This is a genomic window from Janthinobacterium sp. GW822-FHT07H11 (genome assembly GCF_058798615.1).
Genome location: NZ_CM179507.1, coordinates 4,644,518 through 4,660,024 on the forward strand (window position 1 = coordinate 4,644,518; position 15,507 = coordinate 4,660,024).

Sequence of the window (15,507 nt, forward strand, 5' to 3'; positions counted from 1 at the left end):
TCCGTTTTTTTAATAGTGTTGCGGGATTACATGCGCGCCAGCACGGCGCCCCAGGTAAAGCCGCCGCCCACGCCTTCCATCATGACGTTGTCGCCCTTTTTTACTCGGCCGTCGCGCACGGCGATGTCGAGCGCCAGCGGGATCGAGGCGGCCGAGGTATTGCCATGCTGGTCGACGGTGACGACCATCTTCTCCAGCGGCAAGCCGAGTTTCTTGGCCGTGCTGTTCATGATGCGGATGTTCGCCTGGTGCGGGATCAGCCAGTCGATCTGGTCCGACGTCATGTTGGCGTGGTCGAGGGCTTCGTGCGCGACCTTTTCCAGCACGGACACGGCCAGCTTGAACACGGCCGGACCATCCATGTACAGGAAGGCGCTGCCGGCCAGCGCGCCGCCGGCCAGGCTGCCCGGCACGCTGAGGATGTCCGAGTGGCGGCCGTCCGCGTGCAGCTTGGTGGCCAGGATGCCCGGCTCTTTCGAGGCCGTCATGACGATGGCGCCGGCGCCGTCGCCGAACAGCACGCAGGTGCCGCGGTCGTCGAAATTGAGGATGCGCGAAAACACTTCGGCGCCGATCACCAGCACGTTCTTGTGCATGCCCGATTGAATGAAACTATCGGCGGTGGCCACGGCATAGACAAAGCCGCTGCAGACGGCTTGCACGTCGACGGCGGCGCAGTTGTTCGTGATGCCCAGCTTGTTTTGCACGATGCAGGCCGTGCTGGGGAAGCTGCCGAAGAAATCGGGGGTCGAGCTGGCGACGATGATCAGGTCCAGGTCGTTGCCGTTCAGGCCAGCCATTTCCAGGGCCTTTTTGGCCGCTTCCACGCCCAGGTCCGAGGAATTTTGCGTCGGCGCCGCGTAATGGCGCGCCGAGATGCCGCTGCGCGAGACGATCCATTCATCCGAGGTCTCGATGCCCTTGGCGGCGAGCTGTTCGGTCAAATCCTGGTTGGTGACGCGCTTCTCCGGCAAATAGCTGCCGGTGCCGATAATTTTGCTGTAAGTTTTGCTAAAAACAGTCATGCAAGTACCCGTCCACTAAATGGTAGAGCTTGTTGAAGTAGGTTCGTCCGGTACTGGCGTGCGCGGCATCAGCTCGGCGATCAGGCTGGCCAGGTGCGCTTGCACGTCATTTTTTGCCGCATCAAAGGCGCGGCGCAAGGCCCATTCGAAGGAATAGGCATCGGCGCTGCCATGGCTCTTGAAGACGAGTCCACGCAAGCCCAGCAGGCTGGCGCCGTTGTAACGCGAGGGATTCAGGCGGTTGCCGATGGCCTTCAGGGCGCCGCGGGCGATCAGCGCGCCCAGCATGGTCAGCGCATTGCGCTTGAATTCGGACGTGAGCACGTCCTTCACCAGTCGCGCCAGGCCCTCGATGGCTTTCAGGGTGACGTTGCCGACAAAACCGTCGCAGACGACGATATCGGTCGTGCCCTTGAAGATGTCGTTGCCTTCCACGTTGCCGTAGAAATTCAGCGCACCACGGTCGTGGTCGGCCTGCAGCAGCTTGGACGTGAGCTTCACGACTTCATTGCCCTTGATATCTTCCGTGCCCACGTTCAGCAAGCCGATCGTCGGGCGTTCGATGCCTTCCATGGCGGAAACGAGCACGGAACCCATGATGGCGAACTGGTGCAAGTGATGCGGTTCGCAATCGACGTTGGCGCCCAGGTCCAGCATATAGGTGGGGCCGTTCTTTTGATTCGGCAAGATGCTGCAGATGGCCGGGCGGTCGACGCCGGACATGGTTTTCAATACATAGCGCGACACGGCCATCAGGGCGGCCGTATTGCCGGCCGAAACGGAGGCTTGCGCCACGCCGTTCTTCACCTGTTCGATGGCCACGCGCATGGAGGAGTCCTTCTTGCGGCGCAGCGCCACTTCGAGGGGGTCGTCCATGGTAACTTGTTCGGAGGCATGCATTACCGACAGGCGCGGATGCGTATCGGCTTTATGTTTTTTCAGTTCGGCACGGATCACGTCTTCCAATCCTACAAGGATCAGTTCGGCTTCTGGCTCATGTTTTACGAAGGAAATTGCTGCGGGGATAGTGACTGAGGGACCGTGATCTCCGCCCATGCAGTCGATAGAAATTTTGATTGTCATTTGTGTTGATTCAGTACCGCTGCGGGCGTGCGGCAAGATGTGAATCGGACTGTCGCATATGCAGGGCGCAGCATATCATGCACAGACCTGGGCAGCTTGATTCAAAATGACGGTGTGCAAGATGAATTGCAGCCGATAAAAAAGAAGAAGCGGCGCCACGCCGAATAACCACGCAACACCGCTTTCATCTTACCCAACAAAAACGTCGATTACTCGTCGTTTTTGGTCTTCAACACTTTACGGCCACGATAGAAGCCGTTAGGGCTGATATGGTGACGCATGTGTGTTTCGCCGGTAACTGGCTCGACGCTCAATTGCGGCGCGACCAGGAAGTCGTGCGAACGGTGCATGCCGCGCTTGGAAGGGGTTTTCTTGTTCTGTTGAACTGCCATGATGACTCCTAATACATAAGTTCTAAAATTTTAGCACATTCGATTGGCAAATACATGCGAATCGAGTATCCCAGCGGCAAAGACTACCCGAAAATAGCCCGGACCGACATCGTTTATTACATGCTACGTTTCACTACACATTGCCATACTCGATTACCACACGCGTTTGACACGTTCTTGATACGAGAACTTCGAAAACCTGTTGCGCTGCCCGCTCGCCACGGCTATCCAAGGATCTCTTTACTGCTTTATTCTGGCTTCAAGTCCTTCAGCGCCGCAAATGGCGACTTCTTTTCAGTCTTGAGAGCATCGAGCTGCGCCGTATCGGGGCAGACCTCGTGTTTGGGTACCTGCGGCAGGGCCAGCAAGGCTTCATCTTCGATCAGGGCCGCGGCATCCATGCTGCGGCTGCCGACGATCACGTCGATCGTCTCATCATCGATGATTTCTTCGATCTCGTCTGCGTGCTCGTCATCCTTGCCCAGCATCAGCGTGGTCGTCGAATCGATTGCGTAAGCATACGGAGTCAGGCAGCGCTGGCATACCAGCTGAACGGTGCCGTTGACCGACAAGGTCAGTTGCGGGTAGCCCAGCTTGCTGGTGCCGCCAACGATCTTCCAGGCGATGTCGCCGGAAGCATCTGCGCAATCCTTGGTCAACCGGGTCATTTCAGCGACAGGAGTCACACCCTCGCGGCTCCCGCTGATACGACAAAAATCAAAGGCGTCGATCACAAAAGCATTCATTGGTAGAAAATTTCCCCGGAAAACCTGCGATAATAACAGGGTTTTCAGCGCCGAGTCAAAGGCCAGGCAGATTTTTTACACAATTACCAACTCTGCCGTGCCGCGGCGGACCGCATGATGGGGGCGCCCGCCCGGCAATTGCGCAAGAACTACCGCAAGCGGGCCAGACGCACTACACTGACGGCCTTGTCAGCCGCCATCCGCTACCGAATGATACCAACTTCCGCCCCATCGCGCTTGATTCTTGCATCGAGCTCCGCCTACCGCAAGCAATTGCTGGCACGCCTGCAGCTGCCTTTCGAGGTGGCCGTGCCCGATCTCGATGAAAGTCCCCTGCCAGGCGAAAGCCCCAGCGCCACCGCGCTGCGCCTGGCCCAGGCCAAGGCGCAGGCCGTGCTCGAGCGCTACCCTGGCAGCCTCGTCATCGGCTCCGACCAGGTCGCCACGCTCGATGGCGCGCAGATCGGCAAGCCCGGCGACCACGCCAACGCCTTGCGGCAGCTGCAAACCATGCGCGGGCGCCAGACGGTGTTCCACACGGCCCTGTGCCTGCTCGACGGCCGCCAATCGCCGCCCGTGGCGCAGGTGGAAGATGTGCAAACCCTGGTTACCGTGCGCGACTTGCCCGATGCCGAGCTGGACGCCTACCTGCGCATCGAGCAGCCCTACGATTGCGCCGGCAGCGCCAAGAACGAGGGCCTGGGCATCGCCATCCTCGAACGCATCGCCACCAGCGACCCGACCGCCCTCACCGGCTTGCCGCTGATCGCCCTGACCGGCATGCTGCGCAAGGCGGGCGTGGCGTTTTTCACCATTTAAATTACCGACAAGAAGAATATGACCGGCACCCTGTACCTGATCCCCAACCACCTCGGCCTGTCCGATGGCGCCATCGACCCGCTGGCCAACATCATTCCCGAGCAGGTGCGGCAACTCACCTCGCAGCTCGATTATTTCGTCGCGGAAAATGCCAAGACGGCGCGCGCCTTTTTGAAATTGATCGGCAACCAGCATCCGCTGGCCAGGCCGCTGCAGGAAATCACCATTTCCGAACTCAACGTGAATACCCCGGCGCAGGCGCTGGCCGGCCTGCTGGCACCGCTGCTGGCCGGCCGCGACGCGGGCCTCGTGTCGGAAGCGGGCGTACCCGCCGTGGCCGATCCCGGCGCCGACCTGGTGCGCCTGGCGCACCAGCATGGCATCCGCGTGCGTCCGCTGGTGGGACCGTCGTCGATCCTGCTGGCCGTGATGGCCAGCGGCCTGAATGGCCAGAGCTTTGCCTTCAACGGCTACCTGCCCACCGATGCGGCCCTGCGCGCCAAGCGCATCAAGGACCTGGAAAGCCGTTCGCGCAATGAAAAGCAAACCCAGCTGTTCATCGAGACGCCGTACCGCAACGCGGCCATGCTCGAGGCGCTGGTGGCGCAATGCCAGCCCTCGACCCTGATCTGCGTCGCCACCGACCTGAGCCTGGAAACGGAAAGCGTGCAGACCTGGAATGGCGGGCAATGGAAAAAACAGCTGGCCGCCGGCAAGGCGCCGGACTTCCACAAGAAGCCCACCGTCTTCCTGCTGCTGGGGCAATAAGCCCGGCAAGGCGTCAGTGCGCGGCGCGCGACATGCCCTGCACATAGCTGTTGACCCACTCGTAGGCAGCCACCTGGATCGCGCCCAGTTCGCTCTCGGAAAGCGCCAGGCGCTCCAGCATGGCCCGGGTGGCGGCACCGTCATCGGCCTGCTCCAGCCGCTCCACCAGCGCCAGCATCTGGCCCAGCTCGCCATGGCGCAGCAGCAGCGCATCGCTGACGGCGCCATGCACGCGCATGCTGCTGACGACTTCGCTCATGTGCATGGAAAACAGTGCATCCATCAAGGACATGATGCCGACGGTGAAACCCACGTCCGCGAATTGAGGCTGGCCAGGGCGCAGTTTTTCCGCCATCAATTCCAGCAGCTTGCCGCGCGTGGTGGCCAGCTGCAGCAGCGGCGAGGCAAATTGCGCGGCCGCCCCCGGCTTGACGTACAGCAAGATCTGCAACCAGCGCCGCAATTGGCGCCGTCCCAGCACCAGCAAGGCCTGGCCCAGGGTCTCGATGCGCGCCCCGGCGCTGACGGCGGGGGTATTGACGAGGCGCAATAAATTCAGGCTGATCACCGCATCATGCTTGATGCAGCGCTCGATATCGCGGTTGTCCGCATCAGACTGCAGCAAGTCAAGCGCGCGCAGGATGACCAGCTCGGACGCCGACATTTTCTTGCCGTTCAAGAGGATGGGACGGGCAAAATAATAGCCCTGGAAAAAATCAAAGCCCAGCGCCAGGCATTGCTCGAACTGCTCCAGGGTTTCCACTTTTTCCGCCAGCAATTTCTTGCGCGACAATGCCAACTCTTGCGCCAAGGGACGCAGCGCCTCGGGAGCGAGCTGGGCGATATCGACCTTGACCACATCGATCAAGGGCAGCAAGCACGGCACGTCCGGCGATGCCGCGCCCGCATCGGCAAGGGCAAAACGGAAGCCCTCCTGGCGCAGTTCGCTGATGCGTGCCAGCACGGCCGGCGTGGCGCGCACCGTGCCGAGGATTTCCAGCACCACGCGGTGGTGCGGCAGGAAGCGGATGAAGTCGCTCATCAAGGCCACGGCATCGACGTGAATGAAGGCCAGCTGCAAGCCCACCACCTGCTCCAGGCCCAGGTCGGCGGCATGCGCCATGACGGTGGCCGTCGCCGCCGCGCCGCCGCCCTCGGGTGCGGCCTGGCGCGAGTCGGAATTGCAAAATAGCAAACCATATGCGACCAGGCGCTGGTCGCGGTTCAGGATCGGTTGGCGGGTCAGGAAAAAATCGTGCGGCGCTGCCGGCACTTGCGGCGTAATAGTCATACACTGGGTCCGACGATACTGCTGAGCCGCGTTCGGGCTGCGGCTGGCCGGGCACCGGGCAAATCCGGCACTTGGCGCCAAGTATAACGCCTTCTCTTTTGCCTCCCCTGTTCTGCACTGATGTGTGTGCGCATGATTATGCGCATGATCGTTCCATATCAATGCAGGCCGGCCATGGCGCGACCACGACAATTCCAGCAGGAACCGGTGATGGACACTTGCTGGCGGCGCGGCCATGACGCGGCGGCGGCACAGGACGGGGTCAAGGAACCGGTGCGCCAGAACTTCGGCATCCTGGAAAAAGGCATGCAGCAAGCCATCCTGCGGGGCCGGCAGACGGGAGAGTTGCGCGCCAGCAACGATGCCGCCGCCATGGCCGCCTTCGTGCCGGGCTCGTACGTGCTTTGCATCGGCACCACGGAAGGGATGGTGGCCGGCCTGCTGCCCATGCTGTCGCGCGATTTATCTTGCGCGCGGGCCAGGCGCCCAGCTGGCGGCGTGCTGCCTGCCGGGCGATTAAACGCGGCGCGTGCCCGTGTTTTTCTGTCCGCCCTTGCCCGTTTCCAGCACGAACTTGGCGCCGTCGTCGCGGCCCAGCACCTTGACCAGGTAAGGCATGACTTCACGCAACATCGGCTCCAGCGTGTACGGCGGATTCAGGATGAACATGCCGCTGCTGTGCAAGCCGAAGCCGTCCGGCGACGGCGTGTTCACCGTCAGGGTCACGTGCAGCCAGTCCGACGCCGGCAATTGCTTGAGCTTGTCGGCAAACTGGCGCGATTCCATGCGCTGCAGCACCGGGTACCAGACGGCGTAGATGCCCGACGGGAAGCGCACGAGCGCGTCGGCCAGGGTGTCCTTGACCTTGCGGTAATCCATCTTGTCTTCGTACGGCGGGTCGATCAGCACCAGCGCGCGGCGCGATGGCGGCGGCAACAGCGCCTTCAGGCTCTGGAAACCGTCGGCCTTGGTAATGATCACGCGCTTGCCGCGCACGGTCGGACGCTCGCCCTGGGCCAGCGCATGCGCCTCGACCTTGCGGAAATTGTCGGCCAGGATCTTGGCATCGGCGGGATGCAGCTCGAACAGGCGCAGACGGTCTTGCTCGCGGCTGACCTTGTCGGCGCAGTACGGCGAACCCGGGTAATAGCGCATCTTGCCGCTCGGATTCATTTCCTTGATCAGCTTCATGTACTCGGACAGCGAGGCCGGCAAGTCCGTACGGTCCCACAGGGGGGCGATGCCCGTTTCGTACTCGGCATTCTTCGACGCATAGCCGCCGTCGAGCGCATACACGCCCGCGCCGGAATGGGTATCGATATAACTGTAGGCGGTATCTTTTTGATTCATGTACTGCAACAACTGAATCTGCACATAATGTTTCAACACATCGGCGTGATTACCCGCGTGAAAGGCGTGGCGGTAACTCAACATAAGCTGGCTAATTCCATAATAAAAATAAACAAAGGCGGGAGCGCTGACACCGGGCAGGGCTTGAGAACAGACTGGAGGGGTCAGGCTGCGGGGCCAGGAAACAGCATGGACCAGCGTAATCAGCGCGCAATTACCAGCATTATCCACTAGAAAGGTGAGTTACATCAAAAAACACCGCCAAACAAGCTCATGCATTCTTGGGACCGAGGTGGCCGGGCGCGGTAGAATACGCGCATCGGGCGCCCCGCGCCCATCCGCCTACTGATTAGATACGACCATGCACAGCCTGACCCTCACGACCGATAACCGCGGCGACATCGCGGCAGCCCTGGCCGGCCCGCGCTGGACCGTGGCCTGCCTGTGCGCGCTGTGGTGCGGCACTTGCGGCAGCTACCGCGCCACGTTCGAGGAACTGGCCGCGCGCCACCCGGACACCGTCTTCATCTGGATCGACATCGAAGACCAGGCCGACGTGGTGGGCGACCTCGACATCGACAACTTCCCCACCCTGCTGATCCAGCGCGAGGATAACGTGGCCTTCTTCGGCACCGTGCTGCCCGACGGCGGCCTGGCGCACCGCATGGTGCAGGCGCAGCAAGCCCTCAGCGGGGACGAACTGGCGGCGCTGGCCGGCAGCACGCAGGAGCGGCGCGACTGGCAGCGCGACTGCAATCTGCGCAACCTGCTGGCCGCCACCCTGGCCTGATCCACCTCAAGCCAGGCGCAGCGGCAGGCTGCGCAGGCGTTTCCCCGTCAGGCTGAACACGGCATTGGCCACGGCCGGCGCGATCGGCGGCGTACCCGGTTCGCCCACGCCTTCGGGATGCTCGGCGCTGGCGATGATGATGGTTTCCACTGCCGGCGTCTGGCCCATGCGCAGCACCGGATAGTCGTGGAAATTGCTCTGTTCCACCTTGCCATCCTTGAAGGTGATCTCGCCGCCCAGCGCCGCCGACAGGCCGAACAGCACGGCCGACTCCATCTGCTGGGCGATGATGTTCGGATTGACGGCGATGCCGCAATCGATGGCGCACACCACGCGCTGCACGCGGATTTCGCCATTTTCCACGGACACCTGCGCCACTTGCGCGACGATGCTGCCAAACGACTGGTGCAGGGCCACGCCATGCGCATGGCCGGGCGGCGCACTGCCCGCCCTGGCGACGGCCGCATCGAGCACGGCCAGGTGGCGCGGGTGCTTCAGTAACATGGCGCGGCGGAAGGCGATGCCGTCCTGCCCCGCCGCGTGCGCCAGCTCGTCGATAAAACTTTCCTTGAAGAATGCATTGTGCGAATGCCCGACCGAGCGCCAGTAGCCGATGGGCACGGCGCTGTCGGCGATCACGTGGGCGATGCGCTGGTTGGCGATTTCATACGGCATGTCGAATTCGCCTTCGGCCGTGGTCTTGTCCGGCCCCGCGCCGGGCAAGCCGAAATTGCGCTGCAGGTACTGGTGCGTGATGGAGCCGCTGACGGATTTATTGTCCCAGGAAGCGATGCGGCCGTGCTCGTCCAGACGTGCCGCAAACCGCGCCAGCGCGGCGGGACGGTACATATCGTGCTGCGTGTCCTGCTCGCGCGTCCACACCAGCTGCACGGGTGCGCCATCGCACTGCAGGGCGATGGCCACGGCTTGCGCAATCATATCCACTTCCAGGCGGCGGCCGAAACCGCCGCCGAGCAGCAGCACCTCGATGCTGACATCCTTCGCGTCGACGCCGGCCACCTTCGCCGCCACGTCGACGGCGATGCCGGGCGCCTGCGTCGAGACCCACAGCATCACCTTGCCATTGGTTACCTGCGCGGTGCAGTTGACCGGTTCCATGGCCGCGTGCGCGAGGAAGGGCGCGCGGTACTCGGCCTTGACGCTGCGCAGTGCCTGCGCCGCCTTGCCTTCGACCTCGCCGCTGGCATGATAGGCAAAACCCGCCTCGGCATCGAGCAGGCGGGAAAACTCGGCAAGGATGCTCGCGCTGGACAGGCCCGCCTGCGGCCCGGCCGTCCACTGCACGGCCAGGGCGGCGGCGGCCGTCTTCGCGCGCCAGTACGTGTCGGCCACGACGGCCACGCAGGAGACACCGCGCCGGCCAAGGGCCGGCGTCAGGTCCGCCACCTTTTTGACGCCGGGCAGCGCCAGCACGCTCGCCGCATCGAACGAGGCGACGCCATCGCCCAGGCGCGGCGGCAGCTGCAGGGCCGCGTACAGCATGCCGGGCGGGCGCGCATCGATGCCGAAGCGCGCGCTGCCATTGACTTTCGACGGCGTGTCGCGGCGCGGCGCCGGCTGGCCGATCAGTTTGAAATCCTTGGGCGATTTGAGCACGGGCGTGCCCGGATCGATGGCGGCGGCGCGCCGCGCCAGGCTGGCGTAGCTGGCACGCCGGCCGTCCGGGTGCATGACTGCGCCATTCTGCGTGCGGCATTGCGCGGCCGGCACCTGCCACTGCGCGGCGGCGGCCTTCACTAACATGGCGCGCGCGCAGGCGCCCGCCTCGCGCATCGGCCCCCAGCCATCCTTCACGCTCGATGAACCGCCCGTGACGATCACGCCCAGCTCGCGCGCGGCCTTGGCCACCGTCCACTGCGCCAGCGCTTTGACGCGGCCCTGGTCGTCCGGGTGGAAGGGCAGGCTGTCCTTGAGCATGGCGACATTGCCGAAGATTTTATCGATGGGCGCCTGGATCAGCTTGACGCTGGACAAGGCCACGTCGAGTTCCTCGGCCACCAGCATCGGCAAGGCCGTGTGCACGCCCTGCCCCATTTCGCTGCGCGGCATGGCCAGGATGACCGTGCCGTCGGCCTGGATGGCCAGCCAGCCGTTCAGGGCCACGGCGCCCACGGGCACGGGCAGCGGCGCGCTGCCGTTCAGGCGCTGGCGCGGCGGCAGCACGCCCCAGCCCAGCACCAGGGCGCCCACGCCGGCCACGCCGAGACCGAGGCCGCCGAGCAGGAAACGGCGGCGCGACGTATTTTTTTCTCCGGCCATGGGATACCCTCTATTTGGTTAATCATCGATCCAGCGCTCCAGCATATCCTGTGCCAGCACCGGACGGCTATAAAAATAGCCTTGCGCCAGCTTGCAGCCGTGGCGCAGCAGGAAAGCGGCCTGCTCTTCCGTCTCCACGCCTTCGGCGATCACCGACAGGTGCATGCTCTTGCCCAGCTGGATGATGGCGATCGCGATCGCTTCGTCATTGACGTCCGTCGAGATATCCTTGATGAAGGAGCGGTCGATCTTCAGCGTCTGCACGGGCAGCTGTTTCAAATACGCGAGCGAGGAATAGCCGGTGCCGAAGTCGTCGATGGCCAGTCCCACGCCGATGGCGTGCAAGTCGTTGATGAAGCCCAGCGCATCGCCCGTGTTCATGATCACCGATTCCGTCACTTCCAGCTGCAGCCGCTGCGGCTCGAGTCCCGTTTCCTGCAGAATGGCCGCCACCATGCCGGCGATGCTGCCCCGCTCGAACTGTTTTACGGACAGATTCACGGCCATCTTCGGCACGCGCAGGCCCTGCGCCTGCCAGCGCATCATCTGGCGGCACGCCTCGTCGAGCACCCATTTGCCCAGCTGGTTGATGAAACCGCTGTCCTCGGCCAGCGGGATGAAGCGCGCCGGCGGCACCAGGCCCAGCTCCGGATGGTTCCAGCGCACCAGCGCCTCGACGCCGACCAGGCGGCCCGTGTCGATCTCCACCTGCGGCTGGTAATTGAGGAAGATCTCGTTCTTCTCGATCGAGCGGCGCAAAAAGGTTTCCAGGCGCAGCCGTTCGACGCCCTCGCCCGTCATCGACGGCGCATAGAAGCGGTAGCCGTTGCGCCCGCGCGCCTTGGCCTGGTACATGGCCACGTCGGCATTGCGGATCAGCATGTTCAAATCCAGCGCATCGTCCGGATACAGGCTGATGCCCACGCTGCAGGTGACGAACAGTTCATGGCCGGCCACGGTGAACGGCTGCTCGAACATGGTCATCAGCTTTTCCGCCACCTGCGTCGCGCCATACTCGCCGTCGATGCGCTCGAGCAGCACGATGAATTCGTCGCCGCCCAGGCGCGCCAGCGTGTCGCCTTCGCGCAGCCGGGCCGACAGCTGGCCCGCCACCTGTTGCAGCAATTCGTCGCCCACGTGGTGGCCCAGGGTGTCGTTGACGTTCTTGAAGCGGTCCAGGTCGATGAACAGGACGGCCAGCTGTTCCAGGTCGCGCGCGGCGCGCAGCAAGGCGTGCTGCAGGCGGTCGTGGAACAGCAGCCGGTTCGGCAGCGCCGTCAGCGGATCGTGGTGCGCCATGTGGTCGAGCTTTTCCTGCGACTCCTTGGCCAGGGTGATGTCGCTGAACACCCCCACGTAATGGGTGGTGACGGCGCGCGTGTCGCGCACGGCGCTGATGGTCAGCCATTCCAGGTAGACCTCGCCATTCTTGCGCTGGTGCCAGACCTCGCCGCGCCAGAAGCCGCTGGCGATCAGTTCATCCCACATGGCCTGGTAAAACGCGGCGTCGTGGCGCTGCGAGCGGTTCAGCGAGGAATGCCGGCCCAGCGCCTCGGCCTCGCTGTAGCCGGTAATCTGCGTGAAGGCGGGATTGACGGTGACGATGATGCCGCTGGCATCGACCACCATCACGCCGTCGGCGATGTGCTCGAGCACGGTGGCCGACAGGCGCAGCTTTTCCTCCGCCTCGCGCCGCGCGGTGATGTCGGCATACACCCAGATGCTGCCCTCGTTGGGGCGCAGCGGATCGAGCGCGCAACCGCTGACCAGCGCCCACAGCAGGCCGCCGTCACGGCGCCGGTACTGGCGCTCCTCGCTGAAGTCGCCGCCGGCCGCCAGGGCCGGATACTGGCGCTCGCCCGCCTCCTCGAAATCGTAGGCGCTGGTAAACACGATGGCGGTGGAATTGCCCGTCATTTCGCCATGCCCGTAGCCAAACAGCTCTTCGCAGCGGCGGTTCACCGAAACGATGCGGCGGTGGCGCACGAACATCACGCCGAACATCACGTTGTCGAGGATGGCGCTCTGCTCCGTCAGCAGCGCTTCGATGCGCATCTCGTGGTGCTTGCGCTGGCTGATGTCGGCAATGATGCCGTCGACCCAGCTCACGCCCTGCTCGCCCGCCTGCGGCTGGCCATTCTCGGCCACCCAGCGCTCGGTGCCGAAGGCGTCGATGATGCGGTATTCCAGCGCATACGGCCGCACCTCGAGCACCGCCTGCCTGACGGCGCGGCGGTGCTCGCGGCGGTCTTCCGGGCAGATCAGGTCGGCCCAGGCATGCGTGCTGCCGCGCATGAACTGGCGCGCCGAATAGCCGGCGATGTCTTCGATGGCATCGCTGACGAAATCGATGGGGCCGTCGGGGCGGTAGCGGAAGACGGCGCCCGGCACCTGCGTGACGATGGTGCGGAAGCGCTCCTCGCGCTGCCCCACGTCCTCGAACAGCTGGCCGATGGCGGCGCGCATCTGCTCCAGCTGGGTGGCCAGGCGGCCCAGCTCGTCATTGCTGCCCGATTCCAGGCGCGTGTCGAAATCGCCGTGCGACAGCCGGTCGGAAAAGCGCATCAAGCGGCGCAGCGGCTTGAGCAGGCGGCGGTTCAGGAACAGCACGATCAGCGCCATCGACACGGCCAGCTGCGCGCCCAGCACGAAAATATAGGAGCGCTGCTTTTCGCGCAACTCCTGCTGGCTGCGCGCATCGTCCATCTCGACGACGATATGGCCGATGCGCTCGCCATGCACGAGGATGTCGCGCTCGGCACGGTAGCGATTGCCGACGGAACGCTGCGGCGCCTGCAGGCGGATGAATTCCGTGTCGCCCTGCCCCACCACCTGCACCAGCAGCACGGCGCGGTCGCGCATCACCGACTCGACCAGCGAATGGGCCGATTCCGCATTCATGTTCCACAGCGATTCCTGCATGCCCAGCGCCAGGATATCGGCGTTGCGCTGCAGCGCCTCGTTCAGGCTGGTGCGCGCCGACTGGCGTTCGTGCACGCCCACCAGCAGGTAGCTGCCGATGATGGCAGGCAGCACCAGGCCGCCGAAGACCACCAGCAGCAGGGCGCCATAGATCGACGAGCCATACAGGGCGCCCAGGCTGGAACGCCAGCGTCGAAAGGAAGAATTAGCCATGCGGGAACGGGGCAACAGGGATCAGGCGAGCGATCATCGAACTTTTACAGGGGAGTCAACGTGCGGGTGGCGGGAAGAAACTTTTTCAAGAGCAATTATGCATGCAAAAAGCGGGAAAAGTCACCAATAAACACACGGCGCGGGCCACCTCGTGCCATATCGGCAGGCTGGAAAAACCACAGGTGCCGCGGCACGCGATGTGCCCGCCAGCAGAAAAGCGCGCGGCTTGCTATCATCGCGCCACTTCACCTAGAGGAACCACCATGACCTTCTCCATCTATTCCGCATCGATCCCCGTCTTCAAACAAATCCTGGGCAGCCTGGCCGCCATCCTCGACAAGGCTGAAACCCACGCGCAAGACAAGAAGATCGACCCGAACGCCCTGCTGCAGTTCCGCCTGTTCCCGGACATGCTGCCCTTCGTGCGCCAGATCCAGATCGCCACCGACTTCGCCAAGGGCTGCGGCGCGCGCCTGGCCGGCGTGGCCGTGCCGCCGTACGAAGACAGCGAACAGAGCTTTGCTGAACTTAAGGCGCGCATCGTGAAAACCATCGCCTTCCTGGAAAGCCTGCCGCAAGCGGACATCGACGGCAGCGAAACGCGCGCCATCACCACCGGCAGCGGCGAAAAGACCAAGCACTTCACGGGCCAGACCTATCTGTTCCACTACGCGCTGCCGCACTTCTTCTTCCACGCGACGACGGCCTACGACATCCTGCGCCATAACGGCATTGAAGTCGGCAAGAAAGATTTTATTGGTAGTTATTGATCGTTAGCGTCAACAGTACCGGGGTCAGACCCTCAATGCCGCTCCCACCAAAGTCATCGCTGACATGTGAGGGGGTCTGACCCCAGCCTTTGCCGTTGAGGCAAATCAGGTATTCCGGCGCGGATACCCCTGCGCCAGGATGCGCACCCACACCACTTCCTTCTCTTCCTCCGTCATCGACACCCAATGGGCCACTTCCACGACGCTGCGACCGCAGCCGCGGCAGATTTCATCGAAGGTCGTCGAGCACACGGCCACGCAGGGCGTGTCCGGACGCACGGGCAAATCGTCCGCCATCAGGACACCTTCGGCAAGCCGAGCTGCTCCCAGCCCTCGATGCCCAGTTTTTCCAAAGTAGCAATATTTTTGTCGAAAATCTCCGACGCTTCCGGGAACGCCTCGACGGCGCGCTCGATGCTGTCTTCGCGCAACAGGTGCAGGGTCGGATACGGCGAGCGGTTGGTGTAGTTGCTGATGTCGTCCTCGAACGTCTCGGCGAACTGGTAGTGCGGGTGGAAACTGGCCACCTGCAGTTCGCCGGCCAGGTGCATGTCTTCCACGGCCGCGTCGGCCACATCGAGAAATTCGTTGTAGTCGAGGAAATCGTTCAAGGCGTACGGGTGGATCAGCAGGGTCGTGTCGATCTGCTCGGGGTCCGTGTCGGCCAGGATTTGCAGCTCGTCCATCAGCAGCGCCAGCAGATCTTCGGGATTGCCGGAATCGCAGACCACGTAGCGGATCTGCTTCTTGACGTGCACGGCCTTGGCGAACGGGCACAGGTTCAGGCCGATCACGGCCTTTTCCAGCCAGGCGACGGTATGGGCGATGATGACGGCATGGTCGTCGTCGTGACGCGGCGGGGTATTCATGTGGATGCTCTCTATCGGTAACATGAGCGGCGCGCAAATGGCCGGCCCAAAGCCAAATTGTACGCACTCTTTGCGCAGTCTCATACCCGGCGCGCGCCAGCCTTGCGCCAGACACGGGGCCATGTATGCTATAACAGCGGCCGAAACACGCATCGGGCAAATTAAATTTGCAATAATGCTACCGTTAGC

General features: G+C 63.3%; 15 protein-coding genes. 4 read left to right on the plus strand and 11 right to left on the minus strand.

Going from position 1 to position 15,507, the window contains the following annotated elements:
* Positions 1–26: 26 nt before the first annotated feature.
* The 4 genes from AC3RCJ_RS20420 to AC3RCJ_RS20435 all read right to left on the minus strand — a co-directional run bounded on the left by AC3RCJ_RS20420 (position 27) and on the right by AC3RCJ_RS20435 (position 3,246).
* Entirely contained in the window at positions 27–1,025 is a 999-nt protein-coding gene (locus AC3RCJ_RS20420; RefSeq protein ID WP_492964315.1) for a beta-ketoacyl-ACP synthase III, read from the minus strand.
* A gap of 15 nt (positions 1,026–1,040) precedes the next feature.
* On the minus strand, positions 1,041–2,108 hold the full coding sequence (gene plsX, locus AC3RCJ_RS20425; RefSeq protein ID WP_492964316.1) for a phosphate acyltransferase PlsX: 1,068 nt from the start codon (positions 2,106–2,108) through the stop codon (positions 1,041–1,043).
* Between the two features lie 209 nt (positions 2,109–2,317).
* The gene (gene rpmF / locus AC3RCJ_RS20430) at positions 2,318–2,500 is read right to left on the minus strand and encodes a 50S ribosomal protein L32 (RefSeq protein WP_034749653.1); all 183 of its coding nucleotides are present in this window, start codon (positions 2,498–2,500) and stop codon (positions 2,318–2,320) included.
* A gap of 248 nt (positions 2,501–2,748) precedes the next feature.
* Entirely contained in the window at positions 2,749–3,246 is a 498-nt protein-coding gene (locus AC3RCJ_RS20435; RefSeq protein WP_492964317.1) for a YceD family protein, read from the minus strand.
* Between the two features lie 210 nt (positions 3,247–3,456).
* On the opposite strand from AC3RCJ_RS20435, the gene AC3RCJ_RS20440 reads away from it, so the two are divergent.
* Both AC3RCJ_RS20440 and AC3RCJ_RS20445 read left to right on the plus strand, forming a co-directional pair.
* The gene (locus AC3RCJ_RS20440; protein ID WP_492964332.1) at positions 3,457–4,065 is read left to right on the plus strand and encodes a Maf-like protein; all 609 of its coding nucleotides are present in this window, start codon (positions 3,457–3,459) and stop codon (positions 4,063–4,065) included.
* A gap of 18 nt (positions 4,066–4,083) precedes the next feature.
* Positions 4,084–4,833 carry an SAM-dependent methyltransferase gene (locus tag AC3RCJ_RS20445; RefSeq protein ID WP_492964318.1) on the plus strand — a complete coding sequence of 250 codons (750 nt, stop codon included), beginning with the start codon at positions 4,084–4,086 and terminating at the stop codon, positions 4,831–4,833.
* 13 nt (positions 4,834–4,846) lie between these two features.
* Here AC3RCJ_RS20445 and AC3RCJ_RS20450 read toward each other — a convergent pair whose 3' ends face one another.
* The 3 genes from AC3RCJ_RS20450 to AC3RCJ_RS20460 all read right to left on the minus strand — a co-directional run bounded on the left by AC3RCJ_RS20450 (position 4,847) and on the right by AC3RCJ_RS20460 (position 7,558).
* A complete protein-coding gene (locus AC3RCJ_RS20450; protein ID WP_492964319.1) occupies positions 4,847–6,124 on the minus strand; it encodes an EAL and HDOD domain-containing protein in 1,278 nt (425 codons plus the stop codon).
* Between the two features lie 158 nt (positions 6,125–6,282).
* Positions 6,283–6,573, minus strand: coding sequence for a hypothetical protein (locus AC3RCJ_RS20455; protein WP_492964320.1), 291 nt, complete (start codon positions 6,571–6,573; stop codon positions 6,283–6,285).
* Positions 6,574–6,640: 67 nt separating this feature from the next.
* Positions 6,641–7,558, minus strand: a complete 918-nt coding sequence (locus tag AC3RCJ_RS20460) for a 23S rRNA (adenine(2030)-N(6))-methyltransferase RlmJ (protein ID WP_492964321.1) — start codon at positions 7,556–7,558, stop codon at positions 6,641–6,643.
* A gap of 277 nt (positions 7,559–7,835) precedes the next feature.
* Between AC3RCJ_RS20460 and AC3RCJ_RS20465 the strand changes: the two genes are divergently transcribed.
* Positions 7,836–8,264, plus strand: coding sequence for a thioredoxin family protein (locus AC3RCJ_RS20465; protein WP_492964322.1), 429 nt, complete (start codon positions 7,836–7,838; stop codon positions 8,262–8,264).
* A gap of 6 nt (positions 8,265–8,270) precedes the next feature.
* Here the strand turns inward: AC3RCJ_RS20465 and AC3RCJ_RS20470 are convergent, their stop codons facing one another.
* Positions 8,271–10,544 carry a xanthine dehydrogenase family protein molybdopterin-binding subunit gene (locus tag AC3RCJ_RS20470; RefSeq protein ID WP_492964323.1) on the minus strand — a complete coding sequence of 758 codons (2,274 nt, stop codon included), beginning with the start codon at positions 10,542–10,544 and terminating at the stop codon, positions 8,271–8,273.
* A gap of 18 nt (positions 10,545–10,562) precedes the next feature.
* Positions 10,563–13,679 (minus strand): EAL domain-containing protein, encoded by a 3,117-nt coding sequence (locus tag AC3RCJ_RS20475; protein ID WP_492964324.1) that lies wholly within the window; start codon positions 13,677–13,679, stop codon positions 10,563–10,565.
* Positions 13,680–13,942: 263 nt separating this feature from the next.
* Here AC3RCJ_RS20475 and AC3RCJ_RS20480 point away from each other — a divergent pair, with 263 nt between their 5' ends.
* Positions 13,943–14,449, plus strand: coding sequence for a DUF1993 domain-containing protein (locus AC3RCJ_RS20480; protein WP_034779265.1), 507 nt, complete (start codon positions 13,943–13,945; stop codon positions 14,447–14,449).
* A gap of 105 nt (positions 14,450–14,554) precedes the next feature.
* Here AC3RCJ_RS20480 and AC3RCJ_RS20485 read toward each other — a convergent pair whose 3' ends face one another.
* Positions 14,555–14,746: a DUF1289 domain-containing protein gene (locus tag AC3RCJ_RS20485; protein ID WP_492964325.1), complete on the minus strand. Its 192-nt coding sequence runs from the start codon at positions 14,744–14,746 to the stop codon at positions 14,555–14,557.
* Entirely contained in the window at positions 14,746–15,318 is a 573-nt protein-coding gene (locus tag AC3RCJ_RS20490) for a DUF1415 domain-containing protein (protein ID WP_492964326.1), read from the minus strand. Before AC3RCJ_RS20490 ends, AC3RCJ_RS20485 begins: the two co-directional genes overlap by 1 nt.
* Between the last annotated feature and the right edge of the window lie 189 nt (positions 15,319–15,507).

What these genes read in the sequence shown, in the direction of transcription:
- AC3RCJ_RS20420 (WP_492964315.1), bottom strand. Translation starts at nt 1,025, where the DNA reads ATGACTGTTTTTAGCAAAACTTACAGCAAAATTATCGGCACCGGCAGC.
- plsX (WP_492964316.1), bottom strand. Translation starts at nt 2,108, where the DNA reads ATGACAATCAAAATTTCTATCGACTGCATGGGCGGAGATCACGGTCCC.
- rpmF (WP_034749653.1), bottom strand. Translation starts at nt 2,500, where the DNA reads ATGGCAGTTCAACAGAACAAGAAAACCCCTTCCAAGCGCGGCATGCAC.
- AC3RCJ_RS20435 (WP_492964317.1), bottom strand. Translation starts at nt 3,246, where the DNA reads ATGAATGCTTTTGTGATCGACGCCTTTGATTTTTGTCGTATCAGCGGG.
- AC3RCJ_RS20440 (WP_492964332.1), top strand. Translation starts at nt 3,457, where the DNA reads ATGATACCAACTTCCGCCCCATCGCGCTTGATTCTTGCATCGAGCTCC.
- AC3RCJ_RS20445 (WP_492964318.1), top strand. Translation starts at nt 4,084, where the DNA reads ATGACCGGCACCCTGTACCTGATCCCCAACCACCTCGGCCTGTCCGAT.
- AC3RCJ_RS20450 (WP_492964319.1), bottom strand. Translation starts at nt 6,124, where the DNA reads ATGACTATTACGCCGCAAGTGCCGGCAGCGCCGCACGATTTTTTCCTG.
- AC3RCJ_RS20455 (WP_492964320.1), bottom strand. Translation starts at nt 6,573, where the DNA reads ATGGGCAGCAGGCCGGCCACCATCCCTTCCGTGGTGCCGATGCAAAGC.
- AC3RCJ_RS20460 (WP_492964321.1), bottom strand. Translation starts at nt 7,558, where the DNA reads ATGTTGAGTTACCGCCACGCCTTTCACGCGGGTAATCACGCCGATGTG.
- AC3RCJ_RS20465 (WP_492964322.1), top strand. Translation starts at nt 7,836, where the DNA reads ATGCACAGCCTGACCCTCACGACCGATAACCGCGGCGACATCGCGGCA.
- AC3RCJ_RS20470 (WP_492964323.1), bottom strand. Translation starts at nt 10,544, where the DNA reads ATGGCCGGAGAAAAAAATACGTCGCGCCGCCGTTTCCTGCTCGGCGGC.
- AC3RCJ_RS20475 (WP_492964324.1), bottom strand. Translation starts at nt 13,679, where the DNA reads ATGGCTAATTCTTCCTTTCGACGCTGGCGTTCCAGCCTGGGCGCCCTG.
- AC3RCJ_RS20480 (WP_034779265.1), top strand. Translation starts at nt 13,943, where the DNA reads ATGACCTTCTCCATCTATTCCGCATCGATCCCCGTCTTCAAACAAATC.
- AC3RCJ_RS20485 (WP_492964325.1), bottom strand. Translation starts at nt 14,746, where the DNA reads ATGGCGGACGATTTGCCCGTGCGTCCGGACACGCCCTGCGTGGCCGTG.
- AC3RCJ_RS20490 (WP_492964326.1), bottom strand. Translation starts at nt 15,318, where the DNA reads ATGAATACCCCGCCGCGTCACGACGACGACCATGCCGTCATCATCGCC.